Genomic DNA, 16216 nt, shown 5'->3' on the forward strand with positions numbered 1-16216 from the left:
GTCGAGCACCATCTCCCGATCCCACGGCATCAGCGTGCGCAAGTCGATGAGGTCGGCGCTGATCCCGTCGGCAGCGGCCTCGCATCGCGGCACCATCGCGCCCCAGGTGACGACCGTAATGGCATCGCCTTCGCGTACCTTCTTCGCCCTCCCGAACGGCAGGACGAATGCATCGCCCGGCCACGGCCGTCGGGCCCAGGCATCGTCGAGCATCGCGCGATGCTCGAAAAAGATCACCGGGTCGTTGCCGCGTAAGGCAGCGCGCAACAGCCCGACCGCATCCTCGGCATTCGACGGCACTGCGACCTGCCAGCCAGGATTATGGACGAATTGCACTTCGTTGGTTTGGCTGTGCCACGGGTCGCCGCACTTGAAGAAACCGCCGGGGATGCGCAGGACCATCGGTGCCGAAAAGCGGTTGGCGGTGCGCCAGCGCATCGTCCCGCAATCGTTGATCTGCTCGGTCGCCGGCTCGGCATATTTGCGGAACTGGATTTCAGGCACCGGCATCAAACCTGCCAGCGCCATGCCGACCGCGCGGCCGATAATGCCCTCTTCGTTGAGCGAGGTATCGAACACCCGGTCGTGGCCGTATTTGTCTTGCAGGCCGAGGGTCACCGCGTGGACCCCACCCTTGGGTCCGACATCCTCGCCAAACACCAGCACCTTCGGATTGGCCGCCAGTTCCTGATCGAGCACTCGGCGGATGGCGGTGACCATGTTGATCCGCTGTCCCTCCGGCCGCGGCTCATCACTGCTGCCGTCGACGCTCAGCCCTGCCCGGCCACCAACCCTGCTCGGCTCGCCCTCGAAAAAAACGTTGCTCGTCACACGATCCGGCGACGACACGCCGCGCGCCTCGGCTTCCTCACGCGCCTTCTCGACCTCGGCCCCGGCTAGGGATTCGATCGAGTCCCAATCGAGGTCGCCGGCGAACATCTTGAGCTTGGGCAGGGGGTCGCGCGCCCATTCCGCCTCGATCGTCTTTTCACTCTTGTAGGTCTGTGTGTCCTGGAAGCTGTGGCCTTCCAGCCGCGGCACCGTCAGCCGAATCAGTGCCGGGCCTTTACGGCCCCGCACATGCCCAATTGCGTCGCCGATCAGCCGCGCGGATTCGGCCGGCTCGGTCCCGTCACCGCTGAAGATGGTGAGGTTCTTAAAGCTGCCGAGGTTGGCGGCGATATCGCGCCCCGGCGTCTGGTAATCCGACGGCACCGAAATGCCGTAGCCATTGTCCTCGATGTAAAATAGCATTGGCAAGGATTGCGTTGTCGCAATTGTTAGCGCTGCCCAAAATCCACCCGTCGCGCAGCTGGCGTCACCGCCCAGCACCACACTGATCGCGCCGTTCGCTGGCTCGCCGAGCACGCGCTCCTTGTATATAATTGCCTGCGCCCAGCCTGCCGCCGGCGTATATTGCGCGCCGACCCCGCCGCACATCGGCAAGGCGTGACAGCCGCCCGGATTGGGGTAGTTGAACACCACGCCGATGTCGCGGCCGTCCGAATAGCCGCCTTCGCGGCCCATGCCCGACCCCAGCGCATCGGCCAGCGGCACGCCGAGCGCGAGCAGCATTGGCCGCGAACGATAATAGCCGCACGCCGCGTCGCCATCGCGAAGCTGCAGGCCGAGAATAACCTGCGCCAGATCATGCCCGCGCGCCGAGAACTGATAGAGAATCTTTTTTTCGGGAACGAGCCTGGTCTCTTCGAGCGCGTCGAGTGCCCGGCTTGTGGTCACCAACCGCGCCACTTCCGCCCAGTCGAGGCCCGCCGCGGTCGCCCTAAAATGGGCGTCAGCCATTCATCGCCCCGACCACGGCGGCGACAAAACGATCGATTGCATCGTCGGCCATGCCGACGACGTTGAACCGGCCGCTGTCCGCCATGTAGATCGCGTGCGTGTCGCGCAGCTGCCGCACTTGGTGGGCATCGAACGGCAGCATCGAGAACATGCCGAATTGACCGCCGATGTAGGCCAGCCGCGGGTCGGCCGCCGCGATCCGCGCGCGGATATTGTTGATCCGCGCCCGCATCCCGGCCAGTTCGACCTGCCAGTCTGCGGTCAGCGCTTGGTCGTCGAGCACGGTCCGCACCGCCGCCGCGCCATGGTCGGGCGGCATCGACCACATTTCGCGCGCAATCTGCGCGACATGGTCCATCGCCCGGCCCGATGTCGCGGCATCGGCCGACTTGATCCACAGTGATCCGACGCGGTCGCGATAGACGCCGAAATTCTTGTCGCAGCTCTGCGCGACGATCACCTCGTCACAGACTTCGAGCAATGCGTGCAGCCCGGCCGCATCCTCGCCCAATCCGCACGCCAGCCCTTGGTAGGCGATGTCGACCAGCGGCAGCAGCCCGCGATGCGCGACCGTGCGAACGACATCCGCCCATTGGTCTTGGCTGAGGTCGGCGCCGGTGGGGTTGTGGCAGCATCCGTGGAGCAACACGACATCACCAGCCCGCGCGCCATCGAGCATCGACATCATCTCGTCGAAGCGGATGGCCTGCGCGTCGCGGTCGTAGTAGCCGTAGCGAACAATCTCCAAGCCGGCGGCGTTGATCACCGGCGCATGGTTGGGCCAGGTTGGCGTCCCAACCAGCACCCGCGCTGTGGGGTTGGCGGCGGCGACCAACTTGAAGCCGAGCGCTAGCGCCCCGCAGCCGCCCGGCGTCTGCAATCCGAGCAACCGCTCGTCGCCGGCGTGGCGCCCCAGCACGAACGGCCGCAGCAATTCGGTGAACCGCCGGTCGCCCATGCTGCCAAGATAGCTTTTGCTGTTTTGGTGCTGCCACAGGATCTGCTCGGCGGCTTTGATGCAGCGGAAGATCGGCGTGCCCCCCGCCCCGTCACGATAGACGCCGACGCCGACGTCGATCTTATCGTTGCGTGGGTCGGCCTCGGCCAGCGCAATCAGCGCGAGCAGCGAGTCGCTCTTGATCGGGTCAAGGGCCTCAAGCAATTGGGCGCTCGCGCGCATTCCCGTCGTCGTCGGCTGGTCCAGCATGACGAGCGGCCTAGCCGATTCGTTGCGCCCGCGTAAAGCGTGCCCCTACCGGCTGGTGGTGCGGAGGATAAACGCCATCACGCGTCGTAATCGACCGCCACGCCCTCGCCGCACGGGACCGATTGGCAGGTCAGGATATAACCGGCCGCTACTTCTTCATCGGAGAGGCCGTAATGAACCGCCATATCGACCTTGCCGCGCAATACCTTGGCTCGGCACGTCGCACACACTCCGGCCTTGCAGGCGAACGGCGCGGGCAGTCCGGCGTCGCGCGCGCTGTCCAGGATGTTCCGTCCATCGAACTGAACCTTGCGGGTCCGCCCGTCGAGCGTGACGCTGATCGACAGGCCGGCCGCTTCCTGCTGCAATACCGCCTGTCGCGCCGCCGCGGCCGCCGACGGTTTTCCGGCGATGAACCGCTCGATATGAATGCGGTCGTGCGCCACGTATCGGTCGGTCAACGCGGCCTCGGCCGCGTCCATCATCGGGCCTGGCCCACAGATGAACCAGGCGTCGACCTTGTCGGGCTCATCGACCAGCGCGCCGATCGCCGCGTCGCAGGTTGCGCGGTCGAGCATGCCGTTGAACAGGTCGACCTCGCCTTCCTCGTCGCTGAGGAAATGATAGAGTTCGAACCGCCCCATGTAGCGGTCCTTGAGCGCCGCCAGTGCTTCGAGAAAAATCACCGAATTGGATTCGCGATTGCCGTAAAACAGCGTGAAGCGCGATCCGGGCTCGCAGCTCAGGGAGGTGCGGATCAGCGAAATCACCGGCGTGATCCCCGATCCGCCCGCGAACGCCACATAACGCCGCTTTGACGCGGGATCGAATGCCGTGGTGAACGATCCGTGCGGCGGCATCACATCGATCGTGTCGCCTGGCTTCAGCGCGTCCCCGACCCAGTTTGAAAAAACGCCGCCGGCGACCCGCTTGACGGTCACCAGCCACTGACCATCGTCGGGTGCGACGCACAGCGAGTAATTGCGCCTGACTTCCTCGCCGCCGATGTCGGTGCGCAGGGTCAAATGCTGCCCGGCGCGAAAACGGAACGCATCGCGCAATTCGGCGGGCATCTCAAAGCGGATCGAATTCGCCTCGTCGGTCTCGGCGACGATTTCCGCTACCTTGAGCGGGTAGAAATGTTCGGCCATTACCAGGTCGAGTCGGGATAGGTTCGCGGCAGAAACTGCATCACCGCCAGCAGATGGCCGAGATGCTCGCTGTGATGTCCGCGTCGCCCGCCGAGGATCGGCCGCTGGTCGGGCGGAGGATCGAGCTTCGCTTCGCTCAGGACCCGCACAACCTCCGCGCGATATTCCTCCTCGAATGACCGGGGATCGACCGCGACGCCGCGCGTGATCAGTTCTTCGAGCTTCTCGTCGACCTCAAACAGTTCGGGCACGAAGCGCCAGCACCAGTCGAGTCCTTCGGCCATCCGCCGCGCGCTCTCCTCGGTTCCGTCGCCCAGCCTGATCACCCAGTCGGCGGCCAGTTCGCGATGATATGCGACCTCCTTGACCGCCTTGGCGGCAATCCCCGCGATTCCCGGCTGGCTGGACCCGGTTAGCCGGGTCAGCAGCATGTGCTGCCAGGTCGAATAGAGGAATTGCCGCGCCATTGTCCGCGCGAAATCGCCGTTGGGCTGCTCGACCAGCCAGCAATTCTTGTAATCGAGCACATCGCGGTGAAACGCGAGTTCGTCCACATCCCCGGCGAGCGACAGAAAATGCGTCGCCTGCCCGATCAGGTCGAGCCCGATGTTCGCCAAGCTGAGATCGACTTCGAGCGCCGGCGCATGCCCGCACCATTCGCTGAGGCGCTGCCCCAGTATCAGCGCATCATCGCCCAAACGACATGCGTAATCGGCTAGCGCAGCGTCATGCTCGTCGATTGTCGGCGCATCGAACGCCCCGCCGTCGGGCGCCGTGCCGGCGTGACGTACCTGGTCTTTTTCAATCACTGGCAGCGAAGGCATCAGGCGCGACCAACGCACCATGGATCGGGTTGCATATCGACCGGTGGCCCGGCGCGGTCCGGCGGCGCGAACCGGGCCTTGAAAGTGAAGGCGTGAAGGCTCGGACCGAATCGGTCGAGCTGCCATAGCCGTGACAGGCCATCATTGATCGTCGGGATCGCCCCGGTCGGCACCCACCACAGCGCCTGATAAGCACCCTCTGAGACATTAAAATATTCGCGCCGCCGGGCCATCTCCGGCGTATGGCCGCTGCGGTAGACATAGGCGAACAACGCATCCGAGTCCGTCCAAACCGACAGTTTGATAATGAACAACGGATCGGGGCTGACCTCGATCTCCGTCGCATTGCCGCCTTCAGCCTGCAACCGCCAGATGAAGCCGGGGCTTTGATCGGCAAGCGCGTTGATCCGGTCGAGCGCGTCGAAGAACGGCTGGACCGCGGCGTCGCCCCTGGGCGCGACAAGCCGCCCGACATTGATCTGCGCTAGCTGCCAGTCGCTCGTCATATATGCTTCACCTCGTTGGGGATGTCATAGAAGGTCGGGTGTCGATAGACCTTGTCTTCGGCCGGCTCGAACAGCGGTCCGCTGTCGGCGGGATCGCTCGCGGTGATCGACGCCGACGGCACCACCCACAGGCTCACCCCTTCCTGCCGGCGCGTATAAGTGTCGCGAGCGTGGCGGAGCGCGAGTTCCGAATCAGGCGCATGAACGCTGCCGACGTGGCGATGATTGAGCCCGCCCTTCGAGCGGACGAACACTTCCCACAGCGGCCAGTCGCTCACGCCGCGGCCCTGGCCAGCCTCTTGGCCTCGTAAGCCGCCGCCGCGTCGCGCACCCAGGCACCCTCGTCCCACGCCTTACGTCGAGCTTCCATTCGCTCCTTGGCGACTGGCCCTTCGCCGCGCACCACCGCGTAAAATTCTTCCCAGTCGACTTCGCCGAAATCATAACCGCCCTTCGCCTCGTTCCACACGAGGTGGGCGTCGGGAACGGTCAGGCCAAGAAAATCCGCCTGCGGCACGGTAATGTCGACGAATTTCTGTCGCAGCTCGTCATTGGTCTCGCGCTTGATCCGCCAACGCATCGAGCGTTCGCTGTTGGGGCTATTGTCGTCGGGCGGCCCGAACATCATCAGGCTTGGCCACCACCAGCGGTTGAGCGCATCCTGCGCCATCCGCTTCTGCTCGGCAGTGCCATTGGCCAGCGCGATCATGATCTCATAGCCCTGGCGCTGGTGAAAACTCTCCTCCTTGCACACGCGGACCATCGCACGGGCGTAGGGACCGTAGGAGGCGCGCTGCAGCGGCACCTGGTTCATGATCGCGGCGCCGTCGACCAGCCAGCCGATCGCTCCCATGTCGGCCCAGGTCAGCGTCGGATAGTTGAAGATGGTGGAATATTTGGCTCTGCCCGAATGGAGCGCATCGATCATCTGCTCGCGACTGGTCCCCAGCGTTTCCGCCGCGCAATAGAGGTAGAGCCCGTGCCCCGCTTCGTCCTGCACCTTGGCGAGCAGGATCGCCTTCCTCCGCAGCGACGGCGCACGCGTGATCCAATTGCCCTCGGGCAGCATGCCGACGATTTCGCTATGCGCATGCTGCGAAATCTGCCGCACCAGCGTTTTGCGATAGGCCTCAGGCATCCAGTCCTTGGGCTCAATGAATTCGTCCGCGGCGACCCGCGCCTCGAACGCCGCGACCAGCGCGGGATCTTCGGAGCTATCGATTGAGGCAACATTCTTGCCGAGTTCAGTAGTGTACATAAGGATGATGTAGCGCGTCCTGCGGCCCGCTTCAAATCCCTCGATATTCCACGGCGACTGCGGTTGCAGACCCATAGGAGGCGACCTACTAGAACCTGCCAAGCAAGAATTTTGACGTTTCGTAAGGAATAATGGGCCATGCGCCTCAGCAAGCCGCTGCTGCAGCTCCCAATCCGCTTCAGCGCCGACAAGCTGGCGGCGGAGGTTCGGGCCTTGCCGCGGTCTGCCTGGATGCCGCATCCCACGGGCTTTGCAGGCAATGAGGCGGTGCCGCTGGTTTCACCCCAAGGCGAAATGACGGACGCGTTCGAAGGTCCAATGCGACCGACCGAACATCTCGAACAATGTCCCTACATCATGTCCTTGATGGCCGAATTAAACTGCGTGTGGGGGCGTAGCCGGCTGATGGCGCTCGCCGCCGGTGCGGAGGTGCCCGAACATATCGACATTCATTATTATTGGCGAACCCACGTCCGGATCCACATTCCGGTGATCACCAATCCCGGCGTGCTGTTCACCTGTAATGGGGAGACGGTGCACATGGAGGCTGGCGAATGTTGGGCGTTCGACTCTTTCGCGCTGCACAATGTGCAAAACCAGGGAAGCGAGCGCCGCGTACACCTTGTCCTCGATACGGTCGGCGGGGAAAGACTTTGGGATCTGCTAGAAGCGGCCTCGGCCGGAACCCCACCAGACCCTGGTACAGGGAACGATGCCTCAAGCGAGGCGACCAGCGATCCGCTTACGTTCGAACAGATTAATCGACCCAAGGTCATGTCGCCGTGGGAGATTGAGCGACACCTAATTTATATCTTGGACCATGCCCCGGTTGACGCACGGAGCGGGCCGGTCGCGAAGCGGCTCGACCGGTTCATCTCTGCATGGCGCGCCGCCTGGGCGCGCTTCGGCGAATCGGATGAGGGCCTGCCGACCTATCGTGCATTGATCGAGGATATGCGCGGCGAGCTCAAATCCTTGAACGCAGGCAATATTCGGCTGAGCAACAATCAGGGCCTGGATTTCACGATAGACGCGCTAGTTTTGTGGAACGCCGTGTCGCCCGTCCCGACGCGACACTGACCGCCAGCATGTCCTACAAGTCGATTGAATTGACGGCGCAAGGCCGATGATTATTTCTTCCCTGCACAAATTTATCTTCGTCGCAGTCCCCAAGACCGGGACTCACTCCGTGCGTCAGGCACTTAGGAAGCATTTGGGGGCGCAGGACCTGGAGCAGGTCGGCCTGTTCCTCAAAAAGCATTTCCCGATTCCAGAGCTTGCCAAATTGCAGCATGGCCACCTCAGCCTAAAGCAGATCCGGCCCTATCTGAGGCAGGAGGAATGGGAGACTTTTTTCAAATTCGCCTTCGTTCGAAACCCGTTCGACCGCTTCGTTTCCTACTGTGCCTTCATGACCCGGGACAGCGGCCAGTTCGACCGCGATCCGCAGGCCGTGATGCGCGATATTCTGGAGAAGCCGCCGCTGCATCACATTCTATTCCAGCCGCAGCACTTGCTGGTGACGGATACCGAGGGCGAGCTGTTGACCGATCATGTCGGCAGGGTCGAGGAGATGCAGCGCTCTTACGATGAGATTTGCGATCGGATCGGCATCCCGACAGCGCCCCTCGAAAAGATCAACTCGTCGCAGCGCAGGAACTATCGGGAATATTACGACCAGCCGTTGATCGACAAGGTCGCCAACCTCTATAGCCGCGACCTGGAATTGTTCGATTACCGCTTCTGAAGATCAAGGATGCAGCCGAACCCCCGCAAGACCAAGAGCGTTCGCCATCTGGGCACCGTCGACGTCGCGCGGCTTCGCGAGGCCGTGATCGCGATTCCCGACGCCATTTGGGACATGGAAGACGCCACCAAGCCCAATCGGTTTGGAGCGCTCGATGCGACGCGCCACATCATCTTCCGTTTTGTCTCGAGCTTCAACGACTGGCGGACCTCCGACGACAAGCCGTTATGGGCGGAATGGCGATCGATGCTTGAGCCGGTATTGGCGGCCGCAACCGCACCTTATGGCTACGTCCAGGGCGCCTTTCCTCGAATCATGCTGGCGAAGATGCGGCCGGGCGGTGTCATCCATCCGCACCGCGATGCCAATCCGGCTGCCAAATGGCCGCACAAGATCCACGTGCCGATCCAGACCAATGACGACGTAACCTTCTTCGTCGACGGAACCGGCTATAAATTTGCGGTCGGCGAAGCGATCGAAGTGAACAATATGGGCGTTCACGCGGTCCAGAACCTCGGCAGCACGGATCGAATTCATCTGATTTTTGAATATTACGACCTCGACCAGCCCGAACCCGACTGGCTTTCAGCAGCGGGCGCGGCCTGATCGCGGCCAAAAGCCGTACAGTCACTGATAATCGACAGTAATCTCCACGTTCCCGCTGTACAGCCCATCGGCGGTGGTCGGGGTGAGAGCGATCGAACCGCCGACGTTGAAATCGTCGCCTTTGCTGCCGGAGTTGGCGAGGGTGAGCGTCGTCGGTGCGTTAGGGGTGAAAGCGACGCTATTGCCCGTGGCGTTGGTCAGGCTGGAGGGCGCGGTCACGATACGCACCGGCGTGTTGTTGGTGCCGGTCAGGCTGAAGATCGCCGGCAGCGATGCTCCCGAGCAGGTCAGGCCAACGCCGCACGTCTTGACGCCGGCCTGGCTGATGGAAACGCTGGTCGGCGCGGTGACGCGAGTCAGGATGATTAGGCCGAAATCCAAATTTTGCTTGGCGGTCAGGACCAACGGCTTCACGGTCTTGACCGACGCGGTCACATTGACGCTCGCCGCGGTGGCACGCGCGCCCGGTATCGCCGCGAACAGAGCGCTCGCCAGCCAGATCCCGGTCTTGCGTGGAAAAGCCATTTGAATTGCAAAAACCCCGGCCGATTACCCCAAATGGAATAGCCTCGCGCGGTTACGAAGCCGTTAACCAAGGCTCGGCAGTGCCAAAGCCGACTTGATCCGGCATGCCCCTTGGCCTTTAGGAAGAAAGATGACGTACGAAATGATCCAGCTTGCCCGCGCCGACGGCATCGCCCGCATTACTCTCAACCGGCCCGAGCGGCTCAACAGCTTTACCAAAGCGATGCATGCCGAGCTTCGCGACGCGCTCGACAACCTCGGCAAGGCTCGTGTCGTCATCCTCACCGGCGCCGGACGTGGCTTTTGCGCGGGGCAGGATTTGAACGACCGTGCGGTTGCGGGCGAGGAGCCGGTCGATCTGGGCGAAACGGTCGAGGCGAGCTGGAATCCGCTGGTCCGCACGCTGGCCGCTCTGCCGCAGCCGGTCGTCGCCCGCGTCAATGGAGTCGCCGCCGGCGCCGGCGCCAATATCGCGTTCGCCTGCGACCTGGTTGTCGCCGCCAAGTCGGCCAAGTTCATCCAGAGCTTCTCCGCGCTCGGCCTGATCCCCGACAGCGGCGGAAGCTGGCACCTCCCCCGCCTCGTTGGGCAGGCCCGCGCGCTAGGCCTCGCGCTGACCGGTGAGGCGCTGCCCGCCGCGAAAGCCGCCGACTGGGGCCTCATCTGGAAATGCGTCGAAGACGACGCGCTTGACGCCGAGGTCGATGCGCTCGCCGCGAAACTTGCCAGCCTCCCCCCACTCGGCCTTGCCGCGATTAAGGCGATCATCCGCACCACCGGATCGCGCACCCTTGACCAGGAACTCGACCTCCAGCGCGACGAAATGCGCCGCCTCGGCTTCACCGCCGACTATCGCGAAGGCGTAACGGCGTTTCTCGAAAAGCGCCCGGCAAAGTTCGAGGGACGTTGAACGCGCGGAACGATCCTGCCGCCGCTTCAGTTAACGGTCGTCCCGACGCCAACGGCGGTCCCTTGACCAATCACCCAGGCGATTGAATGACGGTCGTTCCCGACAGTCCGAATGGAGAAAGGCGTGATATCCTACGCAACGATCGGCACCAACAATCTGCCGCGGGCGCTCGCCTTCTATGACGCCCTGTTGGCAACGCTCGGCGCCAGGCGTCTTCTGGAGCCGCCCGATCACGCCGGCTTCACCATGTACGGAGTGGATCGGCAAAGCCCGTCGCTCGTGATTACCGGGCCTTACGACGGACAGCCGGCGACCGTCGGCAACGGCAGCATGATCGCCATGGCCATGCCGAGCCGAGGCGCGGTCGATCGATTCCATGCGCAGGCGCTCGCGCTTGGAGCGGCCGACGACGGCGCGCCCGGCCTTAGAAGCGATGAGGGCGAGCGAGCCTTTTATGGGGCCTACTTTCGCGACCTCGATGGCCACAAATTCTGCGTGATGCGTATTGGCCCGGCAGACCGAAGCGGCGAAGGACAGAATCGATGAAGACCGCCCAACTCCTCAATTACTCCCATGACACGTGGATTCCCGGCTCCGGGCAGCTCGCGGAAATTGCCTCGGCGATCGACGGCAGCCTGGTCGCCACCACGGGCTCGGGCGGACTCGATTTCAAGGGTATGCTCGATCACGCCCGCACCGTCGGCGGCCCCGCCCTGCGCAAGCTGACATTCCATGAGCGTGCACGGATCATCAAAGGCCTCGGCCTTGCCATCCTCGATCGCAAGGAAGAGCTGTACGAGCTCAACTACCTCACCGGTGCGACCCGCAAGGACGGATGGATCGACATCGAAGGCGGCGCGGGGACATTGCTCAGCTTTTCGTCGAAGGGCCGCCGCGAGCTGCCAGACGCGCACGTGCTACTCGACGGTGCGCTCGAACCGCTATCGAAGAACGGCACCTTCCAGGGGCAGCATATCTATACGTCGATGCACGGCGCGGCGGTCCACATCAACGCGTTCAACTTCCCGGTGTGGGGAATGCTCGAAAAGCTCGCCCCGACACTGCTCGCCGGCATGCCCGCGATCGTCAAACCTGCCTCGTCGACCGCCTATCTCTGTGAAGCCGCTGTCCGGGTGATGATCGACAGCGGATTACTGCCCGAAGGCGCGGTGCAGCTGATTGTCGGCGGGGTCGGCGATCTGTTCGACCATCTCGGCGGTCAGGACGTCGTCAGTTTCACAGGTTCGGCGGCGACGGCGCTAAAGCTCAAGTCACACCCCGTCGTGCAGCGTGAAAGCGTCAGGTTCGTCGCCGAGCAGGACAGCCTCAACGCCTCGATCCTCGGCCCGGAGGCCGGCCCGGGCACTCCGGAATTCGACCTATTCGTCAAAGAGGTGGTCAACGAGATGACGGTCAAGGCGGGGCAGAAATGCACCGCGATCCGCCGCGCCATGGCCCCGGCGAAGCACCTCGACGCGCTCGAAGCCGCGATCCGCGAGCGCTTGGGGAAAACCACGGTCGGCGACCCCCGCGACCAGGAATCGCGAATGGGCTCGCTCGTTTCCTGCGCCCAGCGGGACGACGTCCGCGCCCAAGTGCAGAAGCTCATCGCTGCCGGGGCACGGATTGTCGCCGGTGACCCCGCCGCGTCGCCCGGACCCGACGGCGGAGCCTTCATGGACCCGATCCTGCTCCGCGCCGACGATCCCTGGACGGCGAGCGCGGTTCATGATGTCGAGGCGTTCGGCCCGGTGTCGACGATCATGCCCTACCGTGACAGCGCCGACGCCATCGCACTCGCCAATCGCGGCATGGGCAGTCTCGCCTTGTCGCTATTCACTCACTCGCCCGACGCCGCCCGCGAGTTTATCCAGGGCGCCGCCTCCTTCCACGGCCGGATGCTGGTCATCAACCGCGACAATGCCGCGGAAAGCACTGGGCATGGCTCGCCCCTCCCGGTGCTGGTCCACGGCGGCCCTGGCCGCGCCGGCGGGTCGGAGGAAATGGGTGGCATCCGCGGTGTGAAGCATTACATGCAACGGACCGCGATCCAGTCGACGCCAGCTATGCTGGCCGCGATCAGCGAGCAATATATCCCCGGCGCGCCCAAGCATTTCGTCGAAGGCCACCCGTTCACGAAGCGCATGGGCGAGCTTCGCATCGGTGACACGCTCAAGACCACCAGCCGCACCGTGACCATTGCCGATATCGAGCATTTCGCCGAGTTCACCGGCGACAAATTCTACGCTCATATGGACGAGGAAGCGGCCAAAGCCTCGCCGATCTTTGAAGGGCGCGTGGCCCACGGCTATCTGATCCTCAGCTTCGCCGCTGGTCTGTTCGTGTGGCCCGATCCCGGCCCCGTCCTCGCCAACACCGGGCTTGAGAATCTGCGCTTCCTGACCCCGCTCTATCCAGGCGATTCGATGCGGGTCGAACTCACTGTCCGTTCGAAATCCCTCAAGAGCGAGGACAGCGGCGTGGTCCGCTGGGCGGTCGAAGTCTTCAACCAGAAGGACGAGCTGGTCGCGACCTACGACCTGTTGACGGAGAATTTGCCGTGACGGCAACCGCCTCCATCACTCGGCTTCGCATCCGGCGGCTTCGCTTTCTCCCCGGATTTCTGTTCGACACGCTGCGCAGTCAGCGTCAGTTGCGGCGCAGCGAGGGCTTCGTCAGCGGCTACACCGCCTTGGGTCCGAAATTCACCTTCTGGACCGTGACGGTCTGGCGAGACCGCGACGCGATGCTCGCCTTCCGCCGGTCCGGCGCTCATCTCAAGGCCATGCCGAAGCTGCTCGATTGGTGTGACGAGGCATCGGTTGTGACCCTTGCCGAAGCCAGTGAAACCGCGCCCGATACGATTGACGCCGCTCGGTTCCTGCAAGAGGGCGGGCGGATCTCGAAAGTGCGCAACCCATCGCCCGCCCAAGCGCGCGGCGAGCTGTGGCCGGACAATATTCTGCCGCGACGCGGCTCGGTGATCCTGCCGATCCGAACCTGAGTGCCGCTGGAAAACTCGCTAAAACGTCCCATACGCATCGCTTCCCGGAACGGCGCTCGCCGCCCGTTCGTTCTCTCCGCGAATCTTTTGATTCGTTAGGGAGAGAAAAATGGCGACCGTTCGCGACTTGATGACCAGCGATGTTGAAACCATCGGCCCCGACCAGACCGCGCGAGAAGCGGCCGCTTTCATGCTCTCGGCCGATACCGGATCGATCCCGGTGTGCGAGAATGACAAGGTCATCGGCATGATCACCGACCGCGATATTGCGGTGCGCGGTGTCGCCGAAGGAAGGAGTCCCGACTGCAGAGTTCGCGACTTGATGAGCAGTGACGTGATTTGTGCCCGCGACACCGATGACGCCCAGAGCGTCGCGCAACGGATGAGCGATGCCCAGGTCCGCCGCTTGCCCGTTCTCGATCAGGGCAACCGCATTGTCGGGATGATCAGCCTTGGCGATCTTAGCCGCGAGGGAAAGCAGGAAGCCGCGTCGCAGGCGCTCGAAGGCGTCTCGGCTTCAGGCGGCCAGCACCAGCAAGCCTAGCGGCTAAAGGCCCGCGATGGCCTTGTCGGTCAGCGGCTTGTCGTTCTCGGCGTCGTTGCGCGCAGCGATCAAGCTCGCCGCCGCCGCGGTCGCGGCCCTGGCGGCGGTAGCCCGCAATTCGTCGATCGCGGCGCGTTCCTCCGCGGCGATCTTGTCCTCGGCCATCTTACCGCGCCGCTCGACCAGCGCCTCGGCATCCTGCTTGGCCTTGGCGACGATCGTCTCGGCATCCTTTTTGGCGCGCTCGACCATCGCTTTGGCTTCCTCGCCCGCGACATCGGCCTTGGCCTGATATTCGGCTTTCAGCGCCTCGGCTTCCTCACGCAGCGCCTTGGCTTCGTCGAGCTGCTCGCGGATGCCGGCAATCTTGGAGTCGAGCGCCTTGCCGATCGCGTTCGGCACTTTTTTCCAGGTCATCAGCGCCAACACCGCGACCATCGCCAGCGCGACCCACCCGGTCGGGTCGAAGCCCAACGCGGTCGGGTCGACATGCTCAACGGCGCCATGGCCCCCGGCCGCAACCGCAGCGGACGTCAGCGTGAATAGCTCAACCATCGACCATCACCGCTTTTACCGCCTTGGCGGCGTCCGCCTCGCTGACTGACAGGCCGGCAACCTTGTCGGCGATATCCTTCGCGAAGCCGGCTGCCAACGCTTCGATCTCGCCGACCGCCGCCGTGCGGCTTGCCTTGATGCGAGCCTCGGCCTCGGCCGCCTTGGCCTGGATCGAGGCGTCTGCCTCGGCGACCCTCTGCTCGGTCGCCAGCGCCCCTTCGGACTTGGCCTTGACCGCCAGCTTCATCGCCTCGCCCCGGCTTTCGTCCATCTTCGCGCGATAGGCTTCCTCGGTCGCATCCGCTTCGGTCCGCGCCCGGTCGGCCGCGGCGATATCCCCGGCGATACGGCTCTCTCGCGCCTCGACCGTCGACTGGATTTTCGGCAGCATCGCCTTGCCGATCCCGAAATATATCAGGCCGAGCACAAGGAGCAGCCAGAAAAACTGCGAATAGGCGACGAGCGCGAGCTGGTTTAGCTGAGGCATTCAACTATCCTTCGAGGACAGAGCCGGATGAGCCCGGCTCCATCGACGCTTAGACGGCGTAGAGAATGATCATCGCCACGGCGAAGGCGATCAGACCCAACAGCTCGGCGGCGGCAAAGCCGATGAACAGCCGGCCCTGCTGGCCATCGGCGGCCGCCGGGTTGCGCAGCGCGCCCTGGAGGAAGGAACCGAAGACGTTGCCGACGCCGGCTGCGGCAGCGCCGACGCCGATCGCGGCGAGGCCTGCACCGATAACTTTTGCTGAAGCGAGATCCATGATGTGTACTCCTTGGGTGAAAACGAGTTACTCTAGTGAAGATTGACTGCGTCGTTGATGTAGAGCGACGTCAGCAACGCGAAGACATAGGCCTGGATCGCGCTCACCAGCAGCTCCAATGCGCTCACCCCGGCTATGAACAGGAACGACAGCGCGCTGATCCCAAGCGAGGTCGGGGTCCCGGTCTGGATGCCCTGGATGATGAAATAGGCGAACACCTTGATCAGAATGTGTCCCGCAATCATTGCAACGAACAGCCGCAGCGCCAGGCTGAACGGCCGCACCATGAAGCTCAGCAGCTCGACCAGGAAGATGAAGGGAATCATCACCAGCGGCGTGCCACGGGGCACGAACAGTGAGAAGAAATGGAATTTGTGGCGCCAGAAGCCGACGATCAGCACGATCGAGAAGCTGATGATCGCCATCAGCCCGGTCACCGTGAACTGGCTGGTGACGGTGAACGGATGGACACCCGGAATTACCCCGAACGGCATCATACCCATCAGGTTGGCGAACAGGATGAAGATGAAGACCGTAAACACCCAGGGCACATATTTCCGCCCCTCCGGCCCTACATTGGTGTCGAGCATTGAGGTAATGAAACCAGTCACCCCTTCGACCGCGACCTGCCAGCGGCCGGGGATCAGCTCGCGCTTCATCCCGCCGATCATGAACAGCCACACCGCGCCGAGCACGATCAGCATCCACAACGCGCTGTTGGTGAAGACGAACGGGTTGCCAGGTTCCAGATGCCCGAACAGCGGGTCGATCTGAAACTGGTACATCGGGTCGATCTTGGTTTCGGCCGCCAC

Annotated in this window: 20 protein-coding genes; 8 read left to right on the plus strand and 12 right to left on the minus strand. The window is 63.5% G+C overall.

Features of this window, described 5'->3' with window-relative positions; translation table 11 throughout:
- The 7 genes from H0W65_RS05540 to paaA all read right to left on the minus strand — a co-directional run.
- On the minus strand, positions 1–1803 hold a 1803-nt coding region (locus tag H0W65_RS05540), incomplete at its 3' end, for a thiamine pyrophosphate-dependent enzyme (protein WP_294004946.1).
- Complete coding sequence (locus H0W65_RS05545) at positions 1796–3010, minus strand: aromatic amino acid transaminase (RefSeq protein WP_294004949.1); 1215 nt, start codon at positions 3008–3010, stop codon at positions 1796–1798. The genes H0W65_RS05540 and H0W65_RS05545, both read right to left, overlap by 8 nt.
- A 77-nt stretch (positions 3011–3087) precedes the next feature.
- Complete coding sequence (locus H0W65_RS05550; RefSeq protein WP_294004951.1) at positions 3088–4161, minus strand: 2Fe-2S iron-sulfur cluster-binding protein; 1074 nt, start codon at positions 4159–4161, stop codon at positions 3088–3090.
- The gene (gene paaC / locus H0W65_RS05555; protein WP_294004954.1) at positions 4161–4985 is read right to left on the minus strand and encodes a 1,2-phenylacetyl-CoA epoxidase subunit PaaC; all 825 of its coding nucleotides are present in this window, start codon (positions 4983–4985) and stop codon (positions 4161–4163) included. The genes H0W65_RS05550 and paaC overlap by 1 nt, the downstream gene beginning before the upstream one ends.
- On the minus strand, positions 4985–5491 hold the full coding sequence (locus tag H0W65_RS05560) for a DUF3291 domain-containing protein (RefSeq protein WP_294004957.1): 507 nt from the start codon (positions 5489–5491) through the stop codon (positions 4985–4987). Before H0W65_RS05560 ends, paaC begins: the two co-directional genes overlap by 1 nt.
- Positions 5488–5769, minus strand: coding sequence for a 1,2-phenylacetyl-CoA epoxidase subunit PaaB (paaB, locus tag H0W65_RS05565; protein ID WP_294004960.1), 282 nt, complete (start codon positions 5767–5769; stop codon positions 5488–5490). Before paaB ends, H0W65_RS05560 begins: the two co-directional genes overlap by 4 nt.
- Positions 5766–6749: a 1,2-phenylacetyl-CoA epoxidase subunit PaaA gene (paaA, locus tag H0W65_RS05570; RefSeq protein ID WP_294004962.1), complete on the minus strand. Its 984-nt coding sequence runs from the start codon at positions 6747–6749 to the stop codon at positions 5766–5768. Before paaA ends, paaB begins: the two co-directional genes overlap by 4 nt.
- 138 nt (positions 6750–6887) lie before the next feature.
- Here paaA and H0W65_RS05575 point away from each other — a divergent pair, with 138 nt between their 5' ends.
- Genes H0W65_RS05575 through H0W65_RS05585 form a run of 3 tightly spaced genes read left to right on the plus strand, consistent with a single transcriptional unit; the run spans position 6888 to position 9102 of the window.
- Positions 6888–7829 carry an aspartyl/asparaginyl beta-hydroxylase domain-containing protein gene (locus H0W65_RS05575; protein WP_294004966.1) on the plus strand — a complete coding sequence of 314 codons (942 nt, stop codon included), beginning with the start codon at positions 6888–6890 and terminating at the stop codon, positions 7827–7829.
- A gap of 46 nt (positions 7830–7875) precedes the next feature.
- Positions 7876–8496 (plus strand): sulfotransferase family 2 domain-containing protein, encoded by a 621-nt coding sequence (locus tag H0W65_RS05580; protein WP_294004969.1) that lies wholly within the window; start codon positions 7876–7878, stop codon positions 8494–8496.
- Positions 8497–8505: 9 nt separating this feature from the next.
- Positions 8506–9102, plus strand: coding sequence for an aspartyl/asparaginyl beta-hydroxylase domain-containing protein (locus H0W65_RS05585; protein WP_294004972.1), 597 nt, complete (start codon positions 8506–8508; stop codon positions 9100–9102).
- A 21-nt stretch (positions 9103–9123) separates the two neighbouring features.
- Here the strand turns inward: H0W65_RS05585 and H0W65_RS05590 are convergent, their stop codons facing one another.
- Positions 9124–9627 carry a DUF4402 domain-containing protein gene (locus H0W65_RS05590; RefSeq protein ID WP_294004975.1) on the minus strand — a complete coding sequence of 168 codons (504 nt, stop codon included), beginning with the start codon at positions 9625–9627 and terminating at the stop codon, positions 9124–9126.
- 130 nt (positions 9628–9757) lie between these two features.
- On the opposite strand from H0W65_RS05590, the gene paaG reads away from it, so the two are divergent.
- The 5 genes from paaG to H0W65_RS05615 all read left to right on the plus strand — a co-directional run bounded on the left by paaG (position 9758) and on the right by H0W65_RS05615 (position 14085).
- Entirely contained in the window at positions 9758–10537 is a 780-nt protein-coding gene (paaG, locus tag H0W65_RS05595) for a 2-(1,2-epoxy-1,2-dihydrophenyl)acetyl-CoA isomerase PaaG (protein ID WP_294004978.1), read from the plus strand.
- Between the two features lie 123 nt (positions 10538–10660).
- Positions 10661–11083, plus strand: a complete 423-nt coding sequence (locus H0W65_RS05600) for a VOC family protein (protein ID WP_294004981.1) — start codon at positions 10661–10663, stop codon at positions 11081–11083.
- On the plus strand, positions 11080–13101 hold the full coding sequence (paaZ, locus tag H0W65_RS05605; protein WP_294004984.1) for a phenylacetic acid degradation bifunctional protein PaaZ: 2022 nt from the start codon (positions 11080–11082) through the stop codon (positions 13099–13101). The genes H0W65_RS05600 and paaZ overlap by 4 nt, the downstream gene beginning before the upstream one ends.
- The gene (locus H0W65_RS05610; protein WP_294004987.1) at positions 13098–13541 is read left to right on the plus strand and encodes a hypothetical protein; all 444 of its coding nucleotides are present in this window, start codon (positions 13098–13100) and stop codon (positions 13539–13541) included. The genes paaZ and H0W65_RS05610 overlap by 4 nt, the downstream gene beginning before the upstream one ends.
- A gap of 109 nt (positions 13542–13650) precedes the next feature.
- Positions 13651–14085: a CBS domain-containing protein gene (locus H0W65_RS05615; protein WP_294004990.1), complete on the plus strand. Its 435-nt coding sequence runs from the start codon at positions 13651–13653 to the stop codon at positions 14083–14085.
- 3 nt (positions 14086–14088) lie between these two features.
- Here the strand turns inward: H0W65_RS05615 and H0W65_RS05620 are convergent, their stop codons facing one another.
- The 4 genes from H0W65_RS05620 to H0W65_RS05635 are packed head-to-tail and all read right to left on the minus strand — an operon-like array spanning position 14089 to position 16216.
- Positions 14089–14640 carry a F0F1 ATP synthase subunit B gene (locus tag H0W65_RS05620; protein ID WP_367120127.1) on the minus strand — a complete coding sequence of 184 codons (552 nt, stop codon included), beginning with the start codon at positions 14638–14640 and terminating at the stop codon, positions 14089–14091.
- Positions 14633–15127, minus strand: a complete 495-nt coding sequence (locus H0W65_RS05625) for an ATPase (RefSeq protein WP_294004993.1) — start codon at positions 15125–15127, stop codon at positions 14633–14635. Before H0W65_RS05625 ends, H0W65_RS05620 begins: the two co-directional genes overlap by 8 nt.
- Before the next feature lie 49 nt (positions 15128–15176).
- Complete coding sequence (locus H0W65_RS05630) at positions 15177–15404, minus strand: F0F1 ATP synthase subunit C (RefSeq protein ID WP_294004995.1); 228 nt, start codon at positions 15402–15404, stop codon at positions 15177–15179.
- Positions 15405–15436: 32 nt separating this feature from the next.
- The gene (locus H0W65_RS05635) at positions 15437–16216 is read right to left on the minus strand and encodes a F0F1 ATP synthase subunit A (protein ID WP_294004998.1); all 780 of its coding nucleotides are present in this window, start codon (positions 16214–16216) and stop codon (positions 15437–15439) included.

This window comes from Sphingomonas sp., assembly GCF_013816785.1.
Taxonomy (GTDB): Bacteria; Pseudomonadota; Alphaproteobacteria; order Sphingomonadales; family Sphingomonadaceae; genus Sphingomicrobium.

Bases quoted from the DNA above. Each gene is read 5' to 3' on its own strand.
- H0W65_RS05545 (WP_294004949.1), bottom strand. From the start codon at position 3,010: ATGCTGGACCAGCCGACGACGACGGGAATGCGCGCGAGCGCCCAATTG.
- H0W65_RS05550 (WP_294004951.1), bottom strand. From the start codon at position 4,161: ATGGCCGAACATTTCTACCCGCTCAAGGTAGCGGAAATCGTCGCCGAG.
- paaC (WP_294004954.1), bottom strand. From the start codon at position 4,985: ATGCCTTCGCTGCCAGTGATTGAAAAAGACCAGGTACGTCACGCCGGC.
- H0W65_RS05560 (WP_294004957.1), bottom strand. From the start codon at position 5,491: ATGACGAGCGACTGGCAGCTAGCGCAGATCAATGTCGGGCGGCTTGTC.
- paaA (WP_294004962.1), bottom strand. From the start codon at position 6,749: ATGTACACTACTGAACTCGGCAAGAATGTTGCCTCAATCGATAGCTCC.
- H0W65_RS05575 (WP_294004966.1), top strand. From the start codon at position 6,888: ATGCGCCTCAGCAAGCCGCTGCTGCAGCTCCCAATCCGCTTCAGCGCC.
- H0W65_RS05580 (WP_294004969.1), top strand. From the start codon at position 7,876: ATGATTATTTCTTCCCTGCACAAATTTATCTTCGTCGCAGTCCCCAAG.
- H0W65_RS05585 (WP_294004972.1), top strand. From the start codon at position 8,506: ATGCAGCCGAACCCCCGCAAGACCAAGAGCGTTCGCCATCTGGGCACC.
- H0W65_RS05590 (WP_294004975.1), bottom strand. From the start codon at position 9,627: ATGGCTTTTCCACGCAAGACCGGGATCTGGCTGGCGAGCGCTCTGTTC.
- paaG (WP_294004978.1), top strand. From the start codon at position 9,758: ATGACGTACGAAATGATCCAGCTTGCCCGCGCCGACGGCATCGCCCGC.
- paaZ (WP_294004984.1), top strand. From the start codon at position 11,080: ATGAAGACCGCCCAACTCCTCAATTACTCCCATGACACGTGGATTCCC.
- H0W65_RS05615 (WP_294004990.1), top strand. From the start codon at position 13,651: ATGGCGACCGTTCGCGACTTGATGACCAGCGATGTTGAAACCATCGGC.
- H0W65_RS05620 (WP_367120127.1), bottom strand. From the start codon at position 14,640: ATGGTTGAGCTATTCACGCTGACGTCCGCTGCGGTTGCGGCCGGGGGC.
- H0W65_RS05625 (WP_294004993.1), bottom strand. From the start codon at position 15,127: ATGCCTCAGCTAAACCAGCTCGCGCTCGTCGCCTATTCGCAGTTTTTC.
- H0W65_RS05630 (WP_294004995.1), bottom strand. From the start codon at position 15,404: ATGGATCTCGCTTCAGCAAAAGTTATCGGTGCAGGCCTCGCCGCGATC.